Genomic DNA, 24,829 nt, shown 5'->3' on the forward strand with positions numbered 1-24,829 from the left:
GGATCACTTCGGGCCGTACTTGCGCCCCGCCTTGGAGGAGACCCCGCCGAGCAGACCACGCGGCGCCAGCTTCGCCACGCCCATCAGGGCCTTGTAACGGGGGTCGGGGATCGACAGCGTCTTCCCCCGGTCCAGGTCGGACAGCGCCGCCGACACCAGCTTGTCCGCGTCGAGCCACATCCAGCCCGGGATGTTGTCCGTCCCCATCCCGGCCCGCTCGTGGAACTCGGTCCGCACGAAGCCGGGGCAGAGCGCCATCAGCCGCACCCCGCTGCCCGCCAGGTCCCGCGCCGCGCCCTGGGTGAACTGCACGACCCACGCCTTCGAGGCGCCGTACGTGCCCCGGGGCAGGAAGGCGGCCACCGAGGCGACGTTCACCACCCCGCCCCGGCGCCGCTCCTTCATCGAGGCGGCGGCGGCCGAGGTCAGCCGCAGCACGGCCTCGCAGTGCACCGTGAGCATCTTCAGCTCGTCGGCCACGGAGACTTCCAGGAACCGGCCCTTGTTGCCGAAGCCGGCGTTGTTCACCAGCAGGTCCACCGGTCGCCTCGGGTCCGAGAGCCGCGCCTCGACGGCGGCGATCCCCTCCTCCTCGGAGAGGTCCGCCGCGAGCACCTCGGCCTCCACCCCGTGCCGGTCGTGCAGCTCGGTCGCCTGCTCCCGGAGCCGCTTCACGTCCCGGGCCACGAGCACGACGTCGTGGCCGTCGGCCGCCAGTCGCCGGGCGAAGGCGGCCCCGATGCCCGCGGTGGCCCCCGTAATCAGTGCAGTCGTCATACGGGCACGGTAGTGCCCCGTCCGGAGCCGGGCACCGGCCCTATGCCCCGGCGCACTCCGCAGCCTGCCTGTCCGCGTGCTTCTCCGTGTACTGGCGGGCGAGGTCGAGCAGGCCCGACTCCATCCACGCGGCGGCGGCCAGCGTGCCGGGCAGCAGGGACCGCTCGACGGTCGCGGCCCGGTGGAGCAGCGCGACGGTGACCTCGTGGTCGGGCCGGTGCACGACGGCGATCGGATCGCCCGCCCGCACCTCGCCCGGCACGATCACCCGCAGCAGCGCGCCCGGCCCCGCCTCCGACCGCGTGAACCGCTTGACCCAGCCCTTCTCGCCGAGGAAGCCCGCGAACGTGCGGCACGGGATGCGGCCGCCGGTCACCTCCAGGACCACCTCGTCGCCGATCCGCCAGCGCTCCCCGATCAGGGCGTTGTTGACGTCGAGGCCCCGGGTGGTGAGGTTCTCGCCGAAGGAGCCGTTGGCGAGCTCGCGGCCCAGCTCCCGCTCCCACAGGTCCATGTCCTCGCGGGCGAAGGCGTACGCGGCCCGGTCGGCGCCGCCGTGGAAGCGCAGGTCGCAGACGTCGTCCCCGGCGAGCCCGCTCCTCCCGACGCCGAGCGGCCCCGGCGCCTCGATCCGCACGGCCCCCTCGACGGGACGCTTGTCGATGGCCGTACGTCCGACGGGGGCGTCGGTGTAGTCCACGGCCCTGGCGCGGCCCACATTCACACTCAGCAAGGTCATGAGGGCACTTTACGGGCGTCCCTCTCAAAGCCTTCGAGCGATATTCGAACCCTCTCCCAAGACTCGCTTATGCTGGAGCACATGATCGAGGCACGCCACCTCCGCGTCCTGCGCGCCGTCGCCGCCACCGGCTCCTTCTCGGCCGCCGCGCGCGAGCTCGGCTGCACCCAGCCCGCCGTCAGCCAGCAGATGAAGGCGCTCGAAGCCTCCGCCGGCACGCCGCTGCTGATCCGCACGGGCCGCGAGATGCGCCTCACCCAGGCGGGCGAGGTCCTGGTGCGCCACGCCTCCGGCATCCTCGCCGGACTCACCGCCGCCGAGGAGGAGGTCGCCGCCATCGCCGGGCTCCGCGCGGGCCGGGTCCGCCTGGTCTCCTTCCCGAGCGGCAGCTCCACCCTCGTCCCCACCGCCCTGGCCGCCCTGCGGGCCGCGCACCCCGGCACCCGGGTCTCCCTCGTCGAGGCCGAGCCGCCCCGCTCGATCGAGATGCTCCGCGAGGGGGACTGCGACATCGCCCTCGCCTTCCGGTACGGGGCGGGGCGGGCCGAGTGGGACGACCTCGTCGTCCGCCCGCTGCTCGCCGACCGGCTCGTGGGCCTGGTCCCCGAGGGGCACCGGCTCGCCGGGTCCGGTCCGGTCGGCATCGGGGAGCTGGCGGAGGAGTCCTGGATCGCGGGCTGCCCGCGCTGCCGCCGCCAACTCGTGGACGTCTGCGAGGAGGCGGGCTTCACGCCCCGCATCGACTTCGCCACCGACGACTACCCGGCCGTGGTGGGCCTGGTGGGGGCGGGTCTGGGCGTGGCCGTCCTGCCGTCCCTCGCCATCGAGTCCGTACGGCCCCGGGGGGCGCGGACCGTGGCCGTGGAGCCCGCCGTGGAGCGGGAGATCGTGGCCCTGACCCTGCCGGACCTCGCGCAGGTCCCGGCGGTCGCCGCCACGCTGGACGAGCTGACACGCGCCGCCACGCGCGCGTAGGCACCTGCGCGGTGTCCTCACGCGCGTGGGCGCGGTGGGCGTTGCTGTTCTCGGGCTCTTGGTTCTCGGTTCTCGGCTCTTGGTTCTCGGCTCTTGGTTCTCGTCGGATCTCGGAGCTGCTCGAAGCTACTCGAAGAAACGTTCCTTCACATGGACGCCGGCGCGGTCGTCGGTGCCGTGGTGGGGGCCGTCGTGATCAGACGGTTGCGGGCGCGTCCCATGAGCTCTTCGCGTTCGTCCTCGGTGAGGCCGCCCCAGACGCCGTAGGGCTCCCGCACGGCGAGTGCGTGTGCCGCGCACTCCGCGCGCACCGGGCACCGCATGCAGACCTCTTTCGCCGAGTTCTCACGCGCACTCCGTGCCGCGCCGCGCTCTCCCTCGGGGTGGAAGAACAGGGAGCTGTCGACCCCGCGGCAGGCCGCGAGCAGTTGCCAGTCCCACAGATCGGCGTTGGGTCCGGGAAGGCGGGAGAAATCTGCCATTGCGCTTGTCCCCTTGAAACCGTGTCGAACGGATAGGTGGGCGGGTGGATGGCTGATGGCCGGGGCTCCTTCCGGTCCCCGACAGCTCGGGTCGTTACACCTACTGTCTAAGTAGATGTAAATATGACTCATTGCGAATCTAGCCACAGACACTGCGAAAAGGGAAGAAATCCCGCTAAATGGGGCATAGCTTTTGATCTCCGGGCGGAACGGCCGCGTCGCTCTCCTCCGCGCACGGCCCCTCACGTAGAGTGCCGAAGCCTGCCGTCCGACCCGTAACTCTTTCGAGTGACCGTCGTTGAGAGTGCGGAGGCGGTTGGAGGAATAAGCGATCGGGCAGGTGTCCGAGAGCGTCAACCGCACAGGTGACGATACGTACAGCCCTGGAGGCTCAAGGTGACGCGCAACAGCTGCGAGAGCCGCGGAGGTCAGGCATGACATCCGTCCTCGTCTGCGACGACTCCCCGCTTGCCCGAGAGGCGCTCCGCCGCGCGGTCGCGACCGTGCCCGGCGTCGAGCGCGTGACCACCGCGGCCAACGGCGAGGAAGTCCTCCGCCGCTGGGGAGCGGACCGCTCGGACCTGATTCTGATGGACGTGCGCATGCCCGGTCTGGGCGGCGTGGAAACCGTCCGCCGGCTGCTCTCGGCGGACCCCGGCGCCCGGATCATCATGCTCACGGTCGCCGAGGACCTCGACGGCGTCGCGCTCGCGGTCGCCGCGGGTGCCCGCGGCTACCTGCACAAGGACGCCTCGCGCGCCGAGCTGCGGGCCACGGTCACCCAGGCGCTCGCCGACCCGACCTGGCGGCTCGCCCCGCGCCGTCTCCGCTCGGCCGAGATGGGCGCCGCGCCCACCCTCACCGCGCGCGAGATCCAGGTCCTCGAAGGCATGAGCCACGGCCGGTCCAACGCCGAGATCGGGCGCGAGCTCTTCCTCTCCGAGGACACGGTCAAGACCCACGCCCGGCGCCTCTTCAAGAAGCTGGGCGCCTCGGACCGCGCCCATGCCGTCGCGCTCGGCTTCCGCTGGGGCCTGGTCCGCTGACGTCGCAGGTCACCTGCCGCATCCCCGTCCCCGTCCGCGTCCTTCGCGGGCCGGACGGGGTGGGCTTGTGTCACTTCCCCGCCGGATGACGCATCCTTGAGATGTGGAGTTCCTCGGGGACGAGTCGATCGAGCGGGAGGGGAGGGCGCGGGGGATGAGTTCCGGCGCACCTGCTCATAACGCTTCGGTGCACAACTACGGACGCGGTGCCACGGACGCGGAAGCGTCGGGGCACCATGGAGCGATGCGCGACGACGAGACCGCACGGTCCCCCATGCCCGCCGGGCAGGGGGAGATCGCCGCGCTCGTCCACCGCGCGGTCGACGGCGACGCGCAGGCCACGCACGACCTGCTCGCGCGCGTGCACCCGCTCGCCCTGCGGTACTGCCGCACCCGCCTCAACCGGCTGCCCGGCGACGCGCGCCACTTCGTCGAGGACCTCGCCCAGGAGGTCTGCGTCGCCGTCCTGATGGCGCTGCCGCGCTACAAGGACACGGGCAGGCCCTTCGAGGCCTTCGTCTTCGCCATCGCCGGGCACAAGGTCGCCGACCTCCAGCGGGCCGCCATGCGGCACCCCGGGTCCACGGCCGTGCCCTCCGACGAGATGCCCGAGCGGCCCGACGACTCCCTCGGGCCCGAGGAGCGGGCCCTGCTCAGCGACGACGCCGAGTGGGCCAAGAAGCTGCTCGCCAACCTCCCGGAGAACCAGCGCGAGCTGCTCGTCCTCCGGGTCGCCGTCGGGCTCACCGCCGAGGAGACCGGGCAGATGCTCGGCATGTCCCCCGGCGCCGTCCGGGTCGCCCAGCACCGCGCCCTCAGCCGGCTGCGCGCGCTGGCGGAGCAGTAACCCCGCCGCTCGCCGACTCCCCGCCCCTTCGGGCCGCCCCGCCGGACGGTAAGTCCCGACGGCTCCCGTCGTCCCTTTCGTCCACGTGGGAACGTCCAAAGCCGCCCGCTGATCTTGCTCGTGGAATGAGACACCGCTCGGGCCCGTTAGCATGGACATCCCGCACCGATCAAGGCCATTTGGGAAGGTGTCATGACTGCCAACGTCGACGGAGTGCCCGACAAATTCGCGACACTCGGGCTGACCTACGACGACGTGCTGCTGCTGCCGGGAGCCTCCGAGGTCCTCCCGAACGCGGTCGACACCTCGTCCCGCATCTCGCGCAACGTCCGCGTCAACATCCCGCTGCTCTCGGCGGCGATGGACAAGGTGACCGAGTCCCGCATGGCCATCGCGATGGCCCGCCTGGGCGGCGTCGGCGTGCTCCACCGCAACCTGTCCGTCGAGGACCAGGTCAACCAGGTCGACCTGGTCAAGCGCTCCGAGTCCGGCATGGTCACCGACCCGATCACCGTGCACCCGGAGGCGACCCTCGCCGAGGCGGACGCGCTCTGCGCCAAGTTCCGCATCAGCGGCGTCCCCGTCACCACCCCCGACGGCAAGCTGCTCGGCATCGTCACCAACCGCGACATGGCCTTCGAGACCGACCGCGACCGCCAGGTCCGCGAGGTCATGACGCCGATGCCGCTGGTCACCGGCAAGGTCGGCATCTCCGGCGTCGACGCCATGGAGCTGCTGCGCCGCCACAAGATCGAGAAGCTGCCGCTGGTCGACGACCAGGGCGTCCTCAAGGGCCTCATCACCGTCAAGGACTTCGTCAAGGCGGAGAAGTACCCGAACGCCGCCAAGGACGCCGAGGGCCGCCTGCTCGTCGGCGCCGCCGTGGGCGCCAGCCCCGAGGCCCTGGAGCGCGCCCAGGCGCTCGCCGCCGCCGGCGTCGACTTCCTGGTCGTCGACACCTCGCACGGCCACAACAGCAACGCCCTGAGCTGGATGGCGAAGATCAAGTCCAGCGTCGACGTCGACGTGATCGGCGGGAACGTCGCCACCCGCGACGGCGCGCAGGCGCTGATCGACGCCGGCGTCGACGGCATCAAGGTCGGCGTGGGTCCCGGCTCCATCTGCACCACCCGCGTGGTCGCCGGCATCGGCGTCCCGCAGGTCACCGCCATCTACGAGGCCTCCCTCGCGGCCCGCGCCGCCGGCGTCCCGCTGATCGGCGACGGCGGCCTGCAGTACTCCGGCGACATCGGCAAGGCGCTGGCCGCCGGCGCCGACACCGTGATGCTCGGCAGCCTCCTCGCGGGCTGCGAGGAGTCGCCCGGCGAGCTGCTCTTCATCAACGGCAAGCAGTTCAAGTCGTACCGCGGCATGGGCTCGCTCGGTGCCATGCAGTCCCGCGGCCAGGGCCGGTCCTACTCCAAGGACCGCTACTTCCAGGCCGAGGTCTCCTCCGACGACAAGCTCGTCCCCGAGGGCGTCGAGGGCCAGGTGCCCTACCGGGGTCCCCTCTCCAACGTCCTGCACCAGCTCGTCGGCGGCCTCCGCCAGACCATGGGCTACGTGGGCGCGGCCACCGTCGCGGAGATGGAGTCCAAGGGCCGCTTCGTGCGGATCACCGCGGCGGGCCTCAAGGAGAGCCACCCGCACGACATCCAGATGACGGTCGAGGCGCCGAACTACAGCAGGAAGTAACGGAGCGCGACGCGTGGGGCGGTTCCGGCATGTGGCCGGAGCCGCCCCACGCGCGCGTGTCGGGGATACTGGTAGGCGCAGACGTAGAGGGAAAGGCCACACATCGTGACTGAGATCGAGATCGGGCGCGGCAAGCGCGGCCGCAGGGCGTACGCGTTCGACGACATCGCCGTCGTGCCCAGCCGGCGCACCCGGGACCCGAAGGAGGTCTCGATCGCCTGGCAGATCGACGCCTACCGGTTCGAGCTGCCGTTCCTGGCCGCTCCGATGGACTCGGTCGTCTCGCCGCAGACCGCCATCCGGATCGGCGAGATGGGCGGCCTGGGCGTCCTGAACCTCGAAGGCCTGTGGACCCGGTACGAGGACCCGCAGCCGCTGCTCGACGAGATCGCGGAGCTGGACGAGGCCGCCGCGACCCGCCGCCTGCAGGAGATCTACTCCGCCCCCATCCAGGAGGAGCTGATCGGCAAGCGCATCAAGGAGGTGCGCGACTCCGGCGTCGTCACCGCCGCCGCGCTCTCCCCGCAGCGCACCGCGCAGTTCTCCAAGGCCGTCGTCGACGCCGGGGTGGACCTCTTCGTCATCCGCGGCACGACCGTCTCCGCCGAGCACGTCTCGGGCGCGGCCGAGCCGCTGAACCTGAAGCAGTTCATCTACGAGCTGGACGTCCCGGTCATCGTCGGCGGCTGCGCCACGTACACCGCTGCCCTGCACCTGATGCGCACCGGCGCCGCGGGCGTCCTGGTCGGCTTCGGCGGCGGCGCCGCGCACACCACGCGCAACGTCCTGGGCATCCAGGTCCCGATGGCGACCGCCGTCGCGGACGTGGCCGCGGCGCGCCGCGACTACATGGACGAGTCCGGCGGCCGGTACGTGCACGTCATCGCCGACGGCGGCGTGGGCTGGTCCGGCGACCTGCCGAAGGCGATCGCCTGCGGCGCCGACGCCGTGATGATCGGCTCCCCGCTGGCCCGCGCCACGGACGCGCCCGGCAAGGGCCACCACTGGGGCATGGAGGCCGTCCACGAGGACGTGCCGCGCGGCAAGCTGGTCGACCTGGGCATCGTCGGCACCACCGAGGAGATCCTCGCGGGTCCGTCGCACACCCCGGACGGCTCGATGAACTTCTTCGGCGCCCTGCGCCGCGCGATGGCCACCACGGGCTACAGCGAGCTCAAGGAGTTCCAGCGCGTCGAGGTCACGGTCGCGGACGCGCAGCACAAGCGCTGACCTCCGTACGTACGGAGGAGGGGCCCCGCACCGACCCGGTGCGGGGCCCCTCTCGCGTATCCCCCGGTGCTACTGGGCGGCCTTCTTGGCGCCCGAGAAGGCGGCGAAGGCGGCGAGGCCGAAGAACAGGAAGGTGAGCGGTCCCAGGCCTTCCTTCCAGGCCGCCGTGATCACGTCGAAGTGGTCGAGGAAGAGCTCGGTGGCGGGGACGTTCAGCTCCTTGCCGCCGATGATCGCCAGGAGGATCAGCTCGCCGAGGTAGACCGCGCCGAGCGAGAGCACGGCGCCGGCCACCGGCAGCGCCGGGTTGGTCCCGCCGACCTTGCCGGCCGCGAAGCCGACGACGAAGCCGACGCCGACGGCGGCCCAGCCGATCTCCCGCTCCACGGCACCGGCGATGCCGCCGTAGGCCGCGGCGGCGACGAGGGCCGCGACGAACGCGGCCAGCAGGCCGAGGCCCACGTTGTCGCGGACGGGCGCGGGCGGCGGCGCCGCCGGGTAGGGCTGCGGCGCGGCGCCCTCGGCGAACGGGTTGCCGGACGGCGGAACGGGCTGGCTCATGCGGTGGATCCCCCCGGGGAACGGAACGCGCGAGCGCGCGTTCGAGAGGCCGGAGACTAGCAGCCGGCTGTGACACCGGCACCGGAGTTACCGCCTTCGAGGCCGGGCGGTCGAGCGGCCGGGCGGCCGAGCGGCCGGGCGGCCGAGCGGTCGAGCGGCCCGATGGTCGTCGGCTCAGAGGCGGTGGGCCGCGCCCGCCGGGGTGGCGCCGCGGGTGTCGAGGAGGAGCTGGGCCTTCACCGACAGGCCCTGGAGGTCGTAGGTGCGGTGGTGCTGGAGCAGGACCGTCAGGTCGGCGTGGGCGGCGGCCTCGTAGAGGGAGTCCGCGCGGGGGACGGGGAGTTCGCGGACGCGCCAGTCGGGGACGTGCGGGTCGTGGTAGCTGACGGCCGCGCCCAGGTCCATCAGGCGGCGGGCGATCTCGTCGGCGGGCGAGCCCTGACGGTCGGGCAGGTCGGGCTTGTACGTGATGCCGAGCAGCAGGATCCTGGCTCCCCGCGCCGACTTGCCGTGCTCGTTGAGGAGGGCGGCGGCGCGCTGCACGACGTACCCCGGCATGCGCTCGTTGACCTGGCCCGCGAGTTCGACGAGGCGGAGCGGGCGGTGGGCGCCGACGGTGTCGACGGGGACGCCGTGGCCGCCGACGCCGGGGCCGGGGCGGAAGGCCTGGAAGCCGAAGGGCTTGGTCTCGGCGCAGCGGATGACGTCCCACAGGTCGACGCCGAGTTCGTGGCAGAGGACCGCCATCTCGTTGACGAGGGCGATGTTGACGTGCCGGAAGTTGGTCTCCAGGAGCTTGACCGTCTCCGCCTCGCGGGGTCCACGCGCGCGTACCACCTTGTCGGTGAGGCGTCCGTAGAAGGCGGCGGCGGACTCGGTGCAGGCGGGGGTGAGGCCGCCGATGACCTTGGGGGTGCCGGCGTAGCCGCGGGTGCGGCTGCCGGGGTCGAGCCGGCCGGGCGAGTACGCGAGGTGGAAGTCGCGGCCCGCGCGCAGTCCCGAGCCCGCTTCGAGGACGTCGCGGAGCAGGCCCTCGGTGGTGCCCGGCGGGACGGGGGACTCCAGGAGGACGGTGGTGTGGGGGCGCAGCCGGGCGGCGAGCGCGCGGGCGGCGTCGGTGACGGCGGTGAGGTCGAGGGACCGGTCGGGGCCGAGGGGGGTCGGGGCGCAGAGGACGGCGGTGCGGACCCGGCCGAGTTCGGCGGGGTCGTGGGTGGGGCGGAAGCCCCCCGCGAGCATCCGGCGGACCTCCGGGACGGTGAGCGGGCCGTCGACCGGGGAGCGGCCGGCGGCGAGTTCGGCGGCGGGCCGCGGGTCGGTGTCGTAGCCGATGGTGTCGACGCCCGCGGCGGTGGCGGCCTGGGCGAGGGGGAGTCCGTGGTGGCCGAGGCCGATGACGGCGAGATCAGCGGGCATGGGGGGTGGGCCGTCCTTCCCAGTAGCCGGAGGGGACGCGACGCGCAAGCCCGGTGGGCGAAACGGGTCGCACGCAATGTCAGACTAGGCGTAAATATGACCGATATGCCGCATTGGGTGGCCGCAGGTCGCCGAGTGTTATCCACAGGTCGGTGGCGAGGCGGTGGCTGAAGTCACCGGGGCGGGACAGAATCGAGCTGTGAGCCGGACCGCACGGTCCCGGCTCGCTCGCGGGAAGGGCCGCGTGCGCGCTTGCGGGGAGGCCCGTGTGGGCGCGCTCGTGTGTTCGTGGAAAGGGCGGCGCGTGTCCGCCCGCGGGAAGGCCGTGTACGGGAGCCGGGCACGGGAAGCCGTGTGCGGGAAGGCCCGCGCGCGGGAAGGACGGGGGAACGACGGGAGGCGGCAGACGTGAGGACAGCGACACTGGGACCGGCCGAGCGCACCGAGGCGCTCGTCGCCATGGCCGAGCGCGAGCTGGACGTGCTGGTCGTCGGCGCCGGGGTGGTCGGCGCCGGGACGGCCCTCGACGCCGTCACGAGAGGACTCTCCACCGGCCTCGTCGAGGCCCGCGACTGGGCCTCGGGCACCTCCAGCCGCTCCAGCAAGCTCATCCACGGCGGCCTGCGCTACCTGGAGATGCTGGACTTCGCCCTGGTGCGCGAGGCGCTCAAGGAACGCGGCCTCCTCCTGGAGCGGCTCGCCCCCCACCTGGTGAAGCCGGTCCCCTTCCTGTACCCCCTCCAGCACAAGGGCTGGGAGCGGTTCTACGCCGGATCCGGCGTCGCGCTGTACGACGCGATGTCGCTCTCCTCCGGGCACGGCCGGGGCCTGCCCGTCCACCGGCACCTCTCCCGGCAGGGCGCCCTGCGCGTCGCCCCCTGCCTCAAGAAGGACGCCCTCGTCGGCGCCCTCCAGTACTACGACGCCCAGATGGACGACGCCCGCTTCGTCACCACCCTCGTGCGCACGGCCGCCTCCTACGGGGCCAGGGCCGCCAGCCGCGCCCGGGTCGTCGGCTTCCTGCGCGAGGGCGAGCGGGTCGTCGGCGCGCGCGTCCAGGACGTCGAGGCCGGCGCCGAGTACGAGATCCGGGCCAAGCAGGTGGTCAACGCCACCGGGGTGTGGACCGACGACACCCAGGCCCTCATCGGGGAGCGCGGCCAGTTCCACGTCCGCGCCTCCAAGGGCATCCACCTCGTCGTGCCCAAGGACCGCATCCACTCCACCACCGGCCTGATCCTGCGCACCGAGAAGTCCGTCCTCTTCGTGATCCCCTGGGGGCGCCACTGGATCGTCGGCACCACCGACACCGACTGGGACCTCGACAAGGCCCACCCGGCCGCCTCCAGCGCCGACATCGACTACCTCCTGGAGCACGTGAACACGGTGCTCGCCACCCCCCTCACCCGCGACGACGTCGAGGGCGTCTACGCCGGGCTGCGCCCCCTGCTCGCCGGCGAGTCGGAGGCCACCAGCAAGCTCTCGCGCGAGCACACCGTCGCCCACCCGGTCCCCGGCCTGGTCGTGGTGGCCGGCGGCAAGTACACGACGTACCGCGTGATGGCGAAGGACGCCGTCGACGAGGCGGTCCACGCCCTGGACCAGCGCGTCGCCCCCTGCGTCACCGAGGACACCCCCCTCCTCGGCGCCGAGGGCTACCGGGCCCTGTGGAACGCGCGGGCCGGGATCGCCGCCCGGCACGGGCTGCACGTCGTGCGGGTCGAGCACCTCCTCAACCGGTACGGCTCCCTGACGCAGCAGGTCCTCGACCTGATCGCCGAGGACCCCCGGCTCGGCGAACCGCTCCCGGCGGCCGACGACTACCTGCGCGCCGAGATCGTCTACGCCGCCTCGCACGAGGGCGCCCGCCACCTCGACGACGTCCTCACCCGGCGGACCCGGATCTCCATCGAGACCTTCGACCGGGGCACGCGCAGCGCCCGCGAGTGCGCGGAGTTGATGGCCCCGGTCCTCGGCTGGGACGCCCGCCAGATCGACAAGGAGGTCGAGCACTACGAGAAGCGGGTGGAGGCCGAGCGCGAGTCGCAGCGCCAGCCCGACGACCTGACGGCGGACGCGGCACGGCTGGGGGCGCCGGACATCGTGCCCCTCTGACCGCACCCGGACCCCTCCGCCCGTACGCCCGTGGACACCTCCGTTCCTACGCTCGTGGACAACTGACGGAACGTCCGGTCCGGTGGGACGCCCGGGTCGTCCGCATACCGGCGGGAACCTGGGAGGCGCACGGCGGCGTCGTCATCCCGGAGTACGGACCCGGGGGCGCCACCGGTCCCGAGGTGAGGGACAATGGGCTCTCTTCCAGGGCGGGTTAACGCATCACGCGGGAAGCGGCAGACGCGGCGAAGACCAGGGATCGCAGAGGGGACGCATGTCGGAGGCGGAGCAGTCGCGGGACACGGCGAAGGACCCCGGGCGGGACGCCGCGGGGGCCGCGACCGACAGCGACCGAGGAACGGTCCCGGCCGCGCGCGAGCCGGAGCGGGACGCGAAGGACGCGCAGGTCGAACGGGGTGCGCAGGCCCCGGAGGACGGCGCGGAACAGGAACCGGGCGTCGGGACCGCCGGGCCGGCGCAGGACGCCGGATCCGCTTCCGGAACCGGGCCCGCCGAGGGGGCCGGGCCCGTCGCGGGATCCGGGTCCGTCGCGGGATCCGGGTCCGTCGCGGGATCCGGGACCGTTTCGGAGGACGGGTCCGTTTCGGGCGGTGCGGGCGGGAAGTCCGCTTCGGGCGTCTCGGTCGTGAAGCGCGCCGCGGACCCCCGGTCCGACGCCGCGACGGGTTCCGGAGCGGATGACGCGGCGGCCGGTGCCGGTGCGGCCGGGCGGCTGCGGGGGACCGAGCCGTCGACCGGGCGGGCCGGGTTCGGCGCCGGCGACGGCGACGGCGGCAGCGGCCGCGGGACGGCCGCGACCGGCGCGGCGCGCGGCGGCGACAGGCTCCGCAAGGCCCCCGCCGGCGAAGGGCGGCTGCTCGCGGGCCGCTACCGCCTCGGCGTGGTCCTCGGACGCGGCGGCATGGGCACGGTGTGGCGCGCCGTCGACGAGACCCTCGGCCGCACCGTCGCCGTGAAGGAACTCCGCTTCCCCAGCAGCATCGACGAGGACGAGAAGCGTCGCCTCATCACCCGGACCCTGCGCGAGGCCAAGGCCATCGCCCGGATCCGCAACAACGGCGCCGTCACCGTCTACGACGTCGTCGACGAGGACGACCGCCCGTGGATCGTCATGGAGCTCATCGAGGGCAAGTCCCTCGCGGACGCCGTGCGCGAGGACGGCACGCTCACGCCCCGGCGCGCCGCCGAGGTCGGCCTCGCCATCCTCGACGTGCTGCGCTCGGCGCACCGCGAGGGCATCCTGCACCGCGACGTGAAGCCGTCCAACGTGCTGATCGCCGAGGACGGCCGGGTCGTCCTCACCGACTTCGGCATCGCCCAGGTGGAGGGCGACCCCTCGATCACCTCCACCGGCATGCTCGTCGGCGCCCCCTCGTACATCTCGCCGGAGCGCGCCCGCGGTCACAAGCCCGGCCCGGCCGCCGACATGTGGTCGCTCGGCGGTCTCATCTACGCGGCGGTCGAGGGCAGCCCGCCGTACGACAAGGGCTCCGCCATCGCCACCCTCACGGCGGTGATGACCGAGCCCGTCGACCCGCCGAAGAACGCGGGTCCCGACCTTGAGAAGGTCATCTACGGCCTCCTCGCCAAGGACCCGGCGCAGCGCCTCGACGACGCCGGCGCCCGGGTCCTGCTGCGGGCCGTGCTCGACGCCCCGGATCCGGCGCCCCCGGTCTCCCCCGAGGTCACCAGGGTCGTACCGCTGCCGCCCGTCCCCGGACCGGCGCCGGCCGACCGGGGCGGGGCGCCCGACGCGGCCGCCGACCGGATGCGGGGCGCCCTGAAGTCCGTGCGCAACGCGGCGGCCTCCGCGAAGGCCGAGCCGAGGTCGAGGACCGCGCCGAACCCGCGGCCCGCGCCGATCCGGGGCGGTGGTAGGCAGGCCCCGGCCCGCGCGTCGCTGACCGACGTCGTGTCGCGCCGCACCCTGGTCGTCATCGCCGCCGTCGTGGTCGTCGCCCTGCTCGGGACGATCCTGGCGGTCTCCCTCGGCGGCGGGGGAGACGAGGGCAACCAGGGCAAGGAGGGCACCACGGCCTCGGCCGGCGCCTCCGCGGGCGGTGACGGCTCCGACGGTTCGGGCGGGTCCGACGGCGGCAAGGGGCAGACCCCGGCCGACCCCGGCCAGCAGGGCGGCGCACAGCCCGACGGCGACGGCGCCGACGGATCGGCCGGCACCGACGGCGCGACGGGGGCGACGGGTTCGACAGGGACGACGGGGACGGCGGACGGCGGGAACGGCGCCACGCCGTCCGGCAAGCCCGACGGCGGCACCGGCGGCGGACTGCCCGCCGGGTACACCCTCGTCACCAGCGACCGCTTCCACTTCTCCATGGCCATGCCCTCGACGTTCGAGCCGAGCGCGATCCCCGGGTACTCCCTCGGCGGGATCTTCAGCGAGAACGGCGGCTTCCCGCGCGTCCAGGTCGACTACAACAACAGCCCGAAGGACAACGCGGCGAGCGCCTGGGAGCTGGCCAAGATCGGCGTGGCCGCCACCAGCAAGGACTACAAGCACCTCGGCATACGGCCCGTCTCGTACAAGGGCTACCCGTCCGCCGCCGACTGGGAGTTCGAGCGCACGCAGAAGGGCGTGCGCGTCCACGTGCTCAACCGCGGCTTCAAGGTGGACTCCAAGTGGGGCTACTCCATCATGGTGAGCTGCGAGGCGGACGAGTGGAACGGCGAGGAGTGCCGGACCCTGCGGGAGACGGCGTTCGCCACGTTCAGCCCCAAGGAGTGACCGGTCCCCCGTATCGTGGGGATCCGGGGGTCGTACGCAATCGAACAGAGCCGCTGACCGCACGGCCCCGCACCGGACCGACCGGAACCGACGGACTCGCGTGATCCCGCACGATCCGGGGTACCCGCGAGGCCACGGGGGACAGTGCGCGCGTGGGGAGGCGTCGTGGACGACTACGCGGGAAGGGTGCTCGCGGACCGCTATCGCCTGCCGCTGCCGCCGGAGGACGGGACCGGGGACGGGCACGACCTGACGGAGACGCGGGCCTTCGACACGTACAGCGGGCAGGAGGTGCTGGTCCGTCAGGTCCCGCTGCCGGAGTTCGTCGACGCCGAGGTGCTCGACGGCGCGGGACCCGACGGTCCCGGCGGCTTCCGGGGCGGCGGGGGGCGGGCCACCCGCCGGCCCGCCGAGCCCGTCGTGCGCCGGGCGATCGAGGCGGCCCAGGCCGCCGCGCAGATCCCCGACCACCCCTTACTGGACCAGGTCTTCGACGTCTTCGCGGAGGCCGGTTCGCTGTGGATAGTCAGCGAACGCGTGGCGGCGGCACGGCCGCTGGCCGCCCTCCTCGCCGAGCGGCCGCTCAACCCGTACCGGGCGGCCGAGATCGGCGCCGACGTCCTCACCGCCCTGCGCGCGCTCCACGCCCACGGCTGGGTGCACCGGAACATCACCTCCCGGACCGTCCTGGTCTGCGACGACGGCCGGGTGGTCCTCTCGGGCCTCGCGGTGGGAGCCGCCGAGGAGGCCCTCTGCGGCTACGCGCCGGTGCCGGAACAGGACGTGCCCGACGAGTTCGCGTACGCGCCTCCGGCTCCGTCGGGGACGGACGAGGAGACCACCCCGGACCCGTACGCCCCGGACCCGTACGCCTCCGACTCCCGCGGACCGGATACGTACGAGCCGGAGGTGTACGAGGCCGAGGCGTACGAACCCGGGGTGTACGGGGCCGAGACGTACGAGGCGGGGCCGTACGAGCCGGACGCGGACGAACCCGAGACGCACGGGGCCGGTGCGTACGCCCTTGAGCCGTACGCGCCGGACACGTACGAGCCGGAGGCGTACGTGTCCGAGCGGTACACGCCTGAGGCGTACGAGCCGGACACGCACGCGCCCGAGCGGTACGCGCCCGAGCGGTACGCGCCCGAAGGGCTCGCGCCCGTCGAGGGTTACGGCTCCGAGGAGTACGCCTCTGGAGCGTACGGCTCCGGGCCGTACGCGCTGGAGGCCCCCGACGGGTCCTGGCGGGCCGGTGACGGGGCGGACGACGGGCCGTACGGCGGCACGGACGACGGGCCGTACGGCGCGGACAGCGGCACGGACGACGGCGCCGACGGCGAGCCGGGCGAAGGCTCCGGTTCCGGCGGTTCCGCTCCGGGGCCCCGCCCCGCCCCCGACCCCTACGGCACCGACCCCTACGGGAAGTCGGCGGCGACTCCCGCCGCGTCGCGGCCTCCGGCCACGCCGCCGACCGCCGACGTGCGGGCCGCGCGGGCCGGGGCCATCGCCGCCTACCGGGCCGGTGCGCGGGCCGCCGCCCGGCTCGGCGAGACGGGGGCGCTGCCCGTGCAGCGGCCCGCGCCCCCGGAGACGCCGGGGCCGCCGCCCCCGCCGACGGCGCAGGCGGAGGGGTCGCCCGAGCCGCAGTGGTGGGCGCGGGTGGCGGACGACGACGAGGACGACGAGGACGAGGGCGACGAGCCGTACGACGGCGGCCCCCGGAACGGCCCGCCGCCGCGCGTGATGCTGACCGGCAGTTGGAGCGACGGCCCGCACGCCTCGCGGGACGGCTCCGGGCCGATACCGGCCGGTGGCGGCTCGGGGACCGGCCGCGGGCCGGTGCTGCCCGGTTCGGGGCGCCCGGCGCTGCCCGCCGGATACCGGGCGGCGGACCCGGACACCGGGCGCCTCCCGGTGCCCGCGGGCGTCCCGGAGCCCCGGCGGGAGGAGCCGGCGACGGTCCCGGCCGAGTCGTACCGGGGCCCGACCACGCGCCTCGCGGCGGAGCGGGCCCGGCAGACCCGGATCGCGGTCGTCGGCGCCGTCACCGAGCGCTGGGCGCCCGAACAGGCCGGTCCCGTCCACGAGAACTGGCGCCTCGCCGCGCCCATCGGCCCCGCGACCGACCTGTGGGCGCTCGGCGCGCTCCTCTACCGCGCCGTCCAGGGCCACGCCCCCTACCCGGAGGACAGCGCGGCCGAACTGGTCCAACTGGTCTGCGCCGAGCCGCCCGCCTTCGCCGAGGAGAGCGGGCCGCTGCGCCCGGTCGTGGAGTCGCTGCTCCGTCAGGACCCGACCGAGCGGCCCGACTTCGAGGAGCTGCGCGGCTGGCTGCGCTCCCTCGTCCGCTCGGCGCCCGAACCGGAGGCCGGTGTCGGCGTCGTACCGCTGCCGTCCTTCGACGGGACGCGGCTGCCGATCGTGCGCCGGCGCGGCGAACTGGTGCGCAGACGGCGCAAGGGGGAGGGCGCGGGCCACCGCCGCCACAAGCGGGGCAAGGACCCGCGCGCCGCGCTCCGGCACGAGCCCGGGCCCGAGCGGAACCGCGTCCGCGAGTACGCGCGCGTACCGGACGATTTCCGCGAGGAGTCCGACGGCGGGTACCACGAGGAACTCCCGCAGCGCGCCCCGCGCGCACCCCGGTCCCCGCGCGCCCCGCGCACCTCCTCCGGGACCTCGGGCTCCCCGCGCGCCCTCGGCCGTACGCTCCTGCTCCTGGTCTTCCTCCTGCTCGCGGGGGCCGTCGCGTACGCCGTCCTCTTCATGCCGCGCGAGGGGGAGGAGCCCGCCGGTTCGGGCACGCCGACGACCGGGCCAGCCCCCGTCACCACCGCGCCGGACACGGGCGGCGACGCCCCGGCCCCGACGACGGGCGCCCCCTCCGCGACCACCCCGCCGGCCACGACCCGGCCCCCGGCGGATCCGTCGGCCCCCGCGCTCGCCTCCGGGTACGCCCTGCGCCAGGACCCGGAGGGGTTCCGGATCGGGGTGCCGAACGGCTGGCGGCGCAGCCCGATCAACGACGCCGGGCAAGTGCGGTACACGGGAGGTGACTTCACGATGATCGTGGTCCCCGGCCGGGACGGCGTGAAGGACAACGGCGCCGACCCGCTGGCGTACCAGAACACCCGGGAGCGCGAGCTGGAGCCCTGGCGGGCGTCCAGTTGGGCGGGCGCGGAGCGGACGCTCCGGGTCGACATCGGCAGCACGGCGACGGCCACGGGAAGTTACTGGTGGCTGGACGGCACGGGACGCGAGGTGTTCGTCCGCAACCTCGCCCTGATCGACGGCGGCCGGTACCACGTCGTGCAGGTCATCGGCCCGTACACCGAGCGGGACAAGGTCTCCGAGATCTACGAGCAGGCCACGAAGGCGTTCCGTCCGGGCCGTTGAAGCGGTCCCGCCGGGGCCGCCGAAGCCGTTTCCTCCGGGCCGCCGCACCCGTTCCGGGCCTGCGGCCCCCGGTCACAGTGCGGTTCCTATGACCGCCCCGAGGTTTCGCGGTCCGTGCCCCCGTCCGTAACCTTGCGTCAGAGGGAACGGGCGGGGGCAAGTGGAACATTCACAGGGCACAGGGACGGGGCTGCTGCTCGCCGGACGCTACCGGCTGGGCGAGTCCATCGGACGCGGCGGCATGGGCAAGGTCTGGCGCGCGCACGACGAGGTGCTGCACCGCGTGGTGGCGGTCAAGGAGTTGACGGCGGGCCGGTTCGTGGCCGAGGCGGACCGGCTCGTGCTGCACGCCCGTACGCAGAAGGAGGCACGGGCGGCCGCGCGGATCACGCACCCGGGCGTGGTGACCGTCCACGACGTCCTGGAGCACGACGCCCGCCCGTGGATCGTCATGCAGTACGTCGACGGGCCCTCGCTCGCCGACGCCGCCAAGGAGTCGGGCACCGTGGAGCCGCGCGAGGCGGCGAGGATCGGGCTGCACGTCCTCGGCGCGCTGCGCGCCGCGCACGCGGCCGGGGTGCTGCACCGGGACGTCAAGCCGGGCAACATCCTGCTCGCGCGCGACGGGCGCGTCCTCATCACCGACTTCGGGATCGCGGCGATCGAGGGGGACTCGACGATCACCCGGACCGGTGAGATCGTCGGTTCCATCGACTACCTGGCGCCCGAACGGGTGAAGGGCGCCGACCCCGGTCCCGCCTCCGACCTCTGGTCGCTCGGGGCCACGCTCTACACGGCGGTGGAGGGCACCTCGCCGTTCCGCCGCGGCTCCCCGATCAGCACCATGCAGGCCGTGGTGACCGAGGAGCCGCCGCACCCGGAGAAGGCCGGGGCGCTGGCCCCCGTCATCGTGGCCCTGCTGCGCAAGGACCCGAAGCAGCGGCCGCGCGCGGACGAGGCCGGTCGGATGCTGCTCGAAGCGATGGAGGGGCGCACGCCGGCATCGGCGCAGGCGTACGTACCGACCCAGCGGGTGGTCAGGGAGGACCTGGACCGGGCGGGGGACGACGTACGCGCCACGCCCGACGAGGCCCGTGCGGCGGATCGGGCGGATCAGGCGGCTCAGGCGGCTCAGGCGGACCGGTCGCACCGGTCGGAGCCGGGAGCCGCAGGGTCCGCAGGGGCCGCGGAGGCCGCCCCGCGCGGCTTCACCGCCCAGTGGCCCCAGCCGCCCCGGACCCTCCGGCAGTCCCAGGCCCCGTCGCCGTCCCGTACGGTCCCCGCTCCGGCGCCCCCCTCCGCCCCTGCGCCGTCCACCGGCCGGGGCCGCCGGCGCGCCGTCGTCCTGGCGGCCCTGCTCGCCGGGCTCGTCGCGGGCGGCGCGGTCTTCGCCGCCATGCAGTACACGGGCGGCGACCGCGACGTCGACGGCACCGGGAGGACGACCGCCGCCACGGCCCCGACCACGACCCCCTCGGCCGAGGGCGAGGGGAAGGACGGGGTCCCCGAGGGATGGCACCGCGTCGTGGACCCGGAGGGCTTCGGCCTCCTCGTCCCGGACGGCTGGAAGCGGCAGGTCACGGACGGCCAGATCGACTACACCCCGGACAACGGCAATCACCGCATCCGGATCAGCGTCGACCGCAGCCCCGACTTCGAGAGCCCGTACATGCACGCGCTCGACCTGGAAGGCGCCCTGGGCAAGCGCATGCACTACAAGCGGGTCCAGCTCTCCCAGAAGGTCTACCGGGATCAGACCCTCTCCGTCCTGTGGGAGTTCACCTGGACCGAGAAGAAGAACTTCCCCGGACCCCGGCACGCGATCGACCAGATGTACTACGGCGACGACGGCACCGAGTACGCCGTCTACATGTCCTCGCCGGAGTCGAGCTGGGAGACCACCCGGGAGCAGTTCGACATCGTCCTGCGGCACTGGCGGGAAACGGGGGAGTAGGCGGGCGCACAAGCGGGCGGGCGCAAAGGCCGGGAAAATCTCCGTGGTGGGCCTCCGGCAGCCGTAAGCCGCTGATCAGGGCTTATGTGCCAGTGATCGCTGGCGCGATGCGCGGCCCCGGTGAAAACGCGTTACCGACGGGTACCCAAAGGGCGGAAGGCGCCTTACGCTCGCCCTCATGACGGACTCGCAGGCCCCCGCCGCCCCTTCGGCTCCCGACGCCCCCGCCACCGGCGCCCTCTCCACCGGGACCGGGACCACCGCCCCCGCCGGGGCGACCAACCCGGTCGCGCCCGCGCCCGCCGGCGCCCGGACCGCCGCCGACGTCGTGACGCCCGACCTGGTCGCCCGGCTCGTCCGCGGCGTGGTCGGCTCCGGCCGGACCGCCAACCACACCCCCTTCACCGGGGAGAAGCTGGCGGACCTGCCCGAGTCCACCCCCGAGGACGTCGCCGAGGCCTTCGCCCGCGCCCGCGCCGCCCAGCCGGTCTGGGCCGCGACGCCGGTCCGCGCCCGCGCCGCCGTGCTCCTCCGCTTCCACGACCTGGTCCTCCAGCGGCAGGCCGAGGTCCTCGACCTCATCCAGCTGGAGACGGGCAAGGCGCGCCTGCACGCCCACGAGGAGGTCCTGGCGGTGGCCGTCGCCGCCCGCCACTACGGCCGCAAGGCCCCCTCCTACCTGCGCCCCCGCCACCACACCGGCGTCGTGCCGACCCTCACCAAGGTCACCGAGCTGCGCCAGCCGCGCGGGGTCGTCGGCCAGATCGCCCCCTGGAACTACCCGCTCGAACTCTCCGTCGGCGACGCCCTGCCCGCCTTCGTCTCGGGCAACGCCGTCGTCATGAAGCCCGACACCGAGACCGCGCTCACCGCCCTGTGGGCCCGTGACCTGCTCATCGAGGCCGGACTGCCCGCCGAGGTCTTCCAGGTCGTCCTCGGCGAGGGCCCGGTCGTCGGCCCCGAGGTCGTCCGGCACGCCGACTACGTCTCCTTCACCGGCTCCACCCGCACCGGCCGCGAGGTCGCGCAGGGCGCCGCCGCCCGCCTGGTCGGCGTCTCCCTCGAACTCGGCGGCAAGAACGCCATGCTCGTCCTGGAGGACGCCGACGTCGAGAAGGCCGCCGCCGGCGCCGTCCGCGCCTGCTTCTCCTCCGCCGGACAGCTCTGCATCTCCATCGAGCGCCTGTACGTGCACGAGTCCGTCGCCGACGACTTCGTCGCCCGGTTCGCCGCCCGTACGAAGGCGATGCGGCTCGGCACCTCCCTCGCGTACGGGGCCGACATGGGCTCCCTCGTCGGCGAGCGGCAGCTGGAGACCGTCAAGCAGCACGTCGAGGAGGCCGTCGCCAAGGGCGCCGAGCTGGTCGCGGGCGGCGTCGCCCGCCCCGACGTCGGCCCCCTCTTCTACGAGCCGACCATCCTCGACGGCGTCGAGGCCCCGATGGCCGTCTGCCACGAGGAGACCTTCGGCCCGGTCGTCTCGATCTACCGCTTCACGGACGAGGACGAGGTCGTCGAGCTCGCCAACGCCACCCCGTACGGCCTCAACTCCTCGGTCTGGACGAAGGACTCGCGCCGCGGCCACGCCGTCGCGGCCCGGCTGCGCACCGGCACCGTCAACATCAACGAGGGGTACGCCCCCGCGTACGGCAGCGTGCAGTCCCCGATGGGCGGCATGAAGGACTCCGGGCTCGGCCGCCGCCACGGCTCCGAGGGCATCCTCAAGTACACCGAGGCCCAGACCGTCGCCCAGCAGCGGCTGATCCCGCTCGCGCCCTCCTTCGGGATGGACGACGAGAAGTACGCGGCGTTCATGAGCCTGTCCCTGAAGGCGATGAAGGCCCTGCGCCTGCGCTGAGGCCCCCGGGCCCCCGCCGGTGGCGGGGGCCCGCGCACCCCCTCTTTTCGACCCCTTTTTCCGTACGCCGTACGAGGAGAGCCATGACCGCGGTACCCCCTACCCAAAATCAGGAGCAGGCGGAGGACGGCGCGTACGACTACGACGTCCTCGTCGTCGGCTCCGGCTTCGGCGGTTCGGTCACGGCCCTCCGCCTCACCGAGAAGGGCTACCGGGTCGGCGTCCTGGAGGCCGGGCGCCGCTTCACCCGCGAGACCCTGCCGAAGAACTCCTGGGACCTGAAGAACTTCCTGTGGGCCCCCGCCCTCGGGCTCTACGGCCTCCAGCGCATCCACCTGCTCGGCAACGTCATGGTGCTCGCGGGCGCCGGCGTGGGCGGCGGCTCCCTCAACTACGCCAACACCCTCTACGTACCCCTCAAGGCGTTCTTCGACGACCCGCAGTGGAAGGACATCACGGACTGGGAGGACGAGCTCCGGCCGTACTACGACCAGGCCAAGCGGATGCTCGGCGTCCGGCTCAACCCGACGATGACCCCCTCCGACGTGCACCTGAAGTCGGCCGCCGAGGCGATGGGCATCGGCGACACCTTCCACATGGCACCGGTCGGCGTCTTCTTCGGCGACGGCGAGGACGCCGACGGCACGACCAGGACGAAGCCTGGCGGCGAGGTCCCCGACCCGTACTTCGGCGGCGCGGGCCCCTCCCGCCGAGCCTGCGCCGAGTGCGGCGAGTGCATGACCGGCTGCCGCCACGGCGCCAAGAACACCCTCAACGAGAACTACCTGTACCTCGCCGAGAAGGCGGGCGCGACCGTCCACCCCATGACGACGGTCGTCACCGTCACCGAGGACTCGCGCGGCGGCTTCGCGGTGAAGACCCTGCCCACGGACGACCGGAAGAAGGGCAGGGGCCGCACGTTCACCGCCCGCCGGGTCGTGATCGCGGCCGGCACGTACGGCACGCAGACCCTGCTCCACCGGATGAGGGACACCGGCCTGCTGCCCCGGATCTCGCACCGGCTCGGCGAGCTGACCCGCACCAACTCCGAGGGCCTGGTCGGCGCGCAGACCACCGACCGCCGCTACCGGAAGAAGCACGGCGGGGGGAAGGCCGACTTCACCCGGGGCGTCGCCATCACCTCCTCCGTCCACCCCGACGAGAACACCCACATCGAGCCGGTCCGGTACGGCAGGGGCTCCAACTCGATGGGCAGCCTCACCGTCCTCCAGGTGCCCTACGGCGCCCACCGGGTGCGCAACTGGGTCCTCAACCTGCTCCGGCACCCCGCGCTCGCCGCCCGCTCGCTCTCCAACCGGAAGTGGTCCGAGCGGACCATCATCGGCCTGGTCATGCAGTCCCTCGACAACTCCCTGACCACCTACCGCAAGCCCGGCGGCATCGGAAAGGGCCTGCTCACGGCCCGCCAGGGGCACGGGGCGCCGAACCCGGTCCAGATCCCGGCGGCCACCCGGGCCGCCACCCTCCTCGCCGAGGAGATCAACGGCTTCGCCGGCTCCAACGTCGGCGAGCTGATGGGCACCCCGCTCACCGCGCACTTCCTGGGCGGCTGCCCGATCGGCGCGGACGCCGCGTCCGGCGTCATCGACCCGTACCACCGGCTCTACGGCCACCCGGGGATCTCCGTCGTCGACGGGGCGGCCGTCTCCGCCAACCTCGGCGTGAACCCGTCCCTGACGATCACCGCCCAGGCGGAGCGGGCCATGTCCTTCTGGCCGAACAAGGGCGAGGAGGACCCGCGCCCGGCGCAGGGGGAGGGGTACGCGCGGCTCGCGGCGGTCGAGCCGAAGTCCCCCGCGGTCCCGGCCGAGGCCTTCGGCGCGCTGCGGCTGCCGTTCCTGGGGATGCCGAAGGTCCCGTCGAAGGCCCTGCCGGACGTTCCGCTGGAGGTCCCGTCGAAGCAGTCGACGCGGGAGTGACCCGGACGGAGCGGGAGTGACCCGGGCCGGAACGGCGGAAGACCCCGGCCGGAACGGCGGAAACAGAAAGGGCGCTGCATCCCCCTCCGAATGCAGCGCCCTTCCGGCTTCTGGTGTTGCTGCATGGTTGACCCGCCACCCCGGCGATTGGTTGTAGCGGTTGCACGAGATCGTCATGTGACGCGCGTCACATCCCGGAGGGCGGGGGTACGGGCGAGGGCCCCGTGCCGCGATTCGGGTCGCGGCACGGGGCCCTCGGGGGTCGGCACCGGTGTCGGGGCGGCGGCGGTGCCGAACGGAGCGGCGCCGGGGGGTCGCGCCGCCGTGGGGGAGGGGGAACGGAGTGGGGGGACGAGGGGACGGGGTCTGCGCAACGGTGCTGGGGCCGCGGGGTGCGGCCGGGGGAGCCGGTTGCGGTCGACCCCGGGCGTCCCCGGGGCCGACCGCCCTTTCTGGGTGACCGGACCGCTGTCCCCTGCTGCCCGGTCACACGCGCTGGTGCGAGGTCCCACGACGTACCGGAGAGGCACGCCACACGCCCCAGCGAAGCCACGCGTGGTTTTTCTTCGGGCCCGCCCCTGGCTGGCACGGACAACCGGACCAACGAAGCCGGCGCGGAGCCGGTCACGCGCCGTACGGGTGAGAGCGGGTCCGAACTCGGGTGCGGGCACCCACTCAGACGCGTCCCCGGCACAGCTCCAGCATCGTCATCGCGAGCGCCGTGCCCGGCTTGCCGAGGGCGTCCCTGTAGTGGCCGAGGACCTCCATCTCGCGGTTCAGGTTCACCCGGCGGCCCCCGGAGGAGATCCGGGCCTCCTGGATGACGGCCGAGACGGCCATCCGTTCCTGGATGAGACCGATGATCCGGTCGTCGAGCGCGTCGATGCGCTCACGGGCGTCGTCGATCAGCGCCGCCGCCTCGTCGGTGCGGGCGCCGGTCTTCTCGGTGGTGGCGGTGTGCTTCTCGGTGGTGGCGGTGGTCGTCGTCATGGTGGGGCTCCTGGGGTGTCGGGCCCCCGGAACGATCCGGCCCGGGA

Annotated in this window: 17 protein-coding genes; 11 read left to right on the forward strand and 6 right to left on the reverse strand. The window is 73.8% G+C overall.

The features are described from left to right. Positions 1–3: 3 nt before the first annotated feature. Positions 4–777 (reverse strand): SDR family NAD(P)-dependent oxidoreductase, encoded by a 774-nt coding sequence (locus tag ACIP5O_RS13085; RefSeq protein ID WP_401292187.1) that lies wholly within the window; start codon positions 775–777, stop codon positions 4–6. A 40-nt stretch (positions 778–817) separates the two neighbouring features. Further along, positions 818–1,516 (reverse strand): MOSC domain-containing protein, encoded by a 699-nt coding sequence (locus ACIP5O_RS13090; protein ID WP_401292190.1) that lies wholly within the window; start codon positions 1,514–1,516, stop codon positions 818–820. Positions 1,517–1,597: 81 nt separating this feature from the next. Between ACIP5O_RS13090 and ACIP5O_RS13095 the strand changes: the two genes are divergently transcribed. Further along, positions 1,598–2,491, forward strand: a complete 894-nt coding sequence (locus tag ACIP5O_RS13095; RefSeq protein WP_401292193.1) for a LysR family transcriptional regulator — start codon at positions 1,598–1,600, stop codon at positions 2,489–2,491. 146 nt (positions 2,492–2,637) lie between these two features. Here ACIP5O_RS13095 and ACIP5O_RS13100 read toward each other — a convergent pair whose 3' ends face one another. Next, on the reverse strand, positions 2,638–2,973 hold the full coding sequence (locus ACIP5O_RS13100; RefSeq protein WP_125659938.1) for a WhiB family transcriptional regulator: 336 nt from the start codon (positions 2,971–2,973) through the stop codon (positions 2,638–2,640). A 434-nt stretch (positions 2,974–3,407) separates the two neighbouring features. On the opposite strand from ACIP5O_RS13100, the gene ACIP5O_RS13105 reads away from it, so the two are divergent. The 4 genes from ACIP5O_RS13105 to ACIP5O_RS13120 all read left to right on the forward strand — a co-directional run bounded on the left by ACIP5O_RS13105 (position 3,408) and on the right by ACIP5O_RS13120 (position 7,791). Continuing rightward, positions 3,408–4,019 carry a response regulator transcription factor gene (locus ACIP5O_RS13105; RefSeq protein ID WP_003948568.1) on the forward strand — a complete coding sequence of 204 codons (612 nt, stop codon included), beginning with the start codon at positions 3,408–3,410 and terminating at the stop codon, positions 4,017–4,019. A 244-nt stretch (positions 4,020–4,263) separates the two neighbouring features. Next, positions 4,264–4,866: a sigma-70 family RNA polymerase sigma factor gene (locus ACIP5O_RS13110; protein WP_401292196.1), complete on the forward strand. Its 603-nt coding sequence runs from the start codon at positions 4,264–4,266 to the stop codon at positions 4,864–4,866. A 192-nt stretch (positions 4,867–5,058) separates the two neighbouring features. Then, entirely contained in the window at positions 5,059–6,561 is a 1,503-nt protein-coding gene (guaB, locus tag ACIP5O_RS13115; protein ID WP_030209131.1) for an IMP dehydrogenase, read from the forward strand. Between the two features lie 105 nt (positions 6,562–6,666). Next, positions 6,667–7,791: a GuaB3 family IMP dehydrogenase-related protein gene (locus ACIP5O_RS13120; protein WP_125659941.1), complete on the forward strand. Its 1,125-nt coding sequence runs from the start codon at positions 6,667–6,669 to the stop codon at positions 7,789–7,791. Between the two features lie 69 nt (positions 7,792–7,860). On the opposite strand, the gene ACIP5O_RS13125 is transcribed toward ACIP5O_RS13120, so the two are convergent. Both ACIP5O_RS13125 and ACIP5O_RS13130 read right to left on the reverse strand, forming a co-directional pair. Then, a complete protein-coding gene (locus ACIP5O_RS13125) occupies positions 7,861–8,352 on the reverse strand; it encodes a hypothetical protein (protein WP_401292199.1) in 492 nt (163 codons plus the stop codon). 174 nt (positions 8,353–8,526) lie between these two features. Continuing rightward, entirely contained in the window at positions 8,527–9,768 is a 1,242-nt protein-coding gene (locus tag ACIP5O_RS13130; protein ID WP_401292202.1) for a nucleotide sugar dehydrogenase, read from the reverse strand. 408 nt (positions 9,769–10,176) lie between these two features. On the opposite strand from ACIP5O_RS13130, the gene ACIP5O_RS13135 reads away from it, so the two are divergent. From ACIP5O_RS13135 to ACIP5O_RS13160, 6 genes are all read left to right on the forward strand, one after another. Continuing rightward, positions 10,177–11,883 (forward strand): glycerol-3-phosphate dehydrogenase/oxidase, encoded by a 1,707-nt coding sequence (locus tag ACIP5O_RS13135; protein ID WP_401292204.1) that lies wholly within the window; start codon positions 10,177–10,179, stop codon positions 11,881–11,883. 874 nt (positions 11,884–12,757) lie between these two features. Next, complete coding sequence (locus tag ACIP5O_RS13140; protein ID WP_401292707.1) at positions 12,758–14,647, forward strand: serine/threonine-protein kinase; 1,890 nt, start codon at positions 12,758–12,760, stop codon at positions 14,645–14,647. 165 nt (positions 14,648–14,812) lie between these two features. After that, positions 14,813–18,040 carry a serine/threonine protein kinase gene (locus ACIP5O_RS13145; protein ID WP_401292206.1) on the forward strand — a complete coding sequence of 1,076 codons (3,228 nt, stop codon included), beginning with the start codon at positions 14,813–14,815 and terminating at the stop codon, positions 18,038–18,040. 160 nt (positions 18,041–18,200) lie between these two features. Beyond that, positions 18,201–19,994 (forward strand): serine/threonine-protein kinase, encoded by a 1,794-nt coding sequence (locus tag ACIP5O_RS13150; RefSeq protein WP_401292209.1) that lies wholly within the window; start codon positions 18,201–18,203, stop codon positions 19,992–19,994. A 178-nt stretch (positions 19,995–20,172) separates the two neighbouring features. Beyond that, a complete protein-coding gene (locus ACIP5O_RS13155) occupies positions 20,173–21,852 on the forward strand; it encodes a succinic semialdehyde dehydrogenase (RefSeq protein ID WP_401292212.1) in 1,680 nt (559 codons plus the stop codon). 83 nt (positions 21,853–21,935) lie between these two features. Next, complete coding sequence (locus tag ACIP5O_RS13160; protein ID WP_401292214.1) at positions 21,936–23,792, forward strand: GMC oxidoreductase; 1,857 nt, start codon at positions 21,936–21,938, stop codon at positions 23,790–23,792. Positions 23,793–24,467: 675 nt separating this feature from the next. On the opposite strand, the gene ACIP5O_RS13165 is transcribed toward ACIP5O_RS13160, so the two are convergent. Beyond that, complete coding sequence (locus ACIP5O_RS13165) at positions 24,468–24,782, reverse strand: chorismate mutase (RefSeq protein ID WP_401292216.1); 315 nt, start codon at positions 24,780–24,782, stop codon at positions 24,468–24,470. Between the last annotated feature and the right edge of the window lie 47 nt (positions 24,783–24,829).

It is taken from the genome of Streptomyces sp. NPDC088915 (assembly GCF_044749825.1).
Classification (GTDB): Bacteria; Actinomycetota; Actinomycetes; order Streptomycetales; family Streptomycetaceae; genus Streptomyces.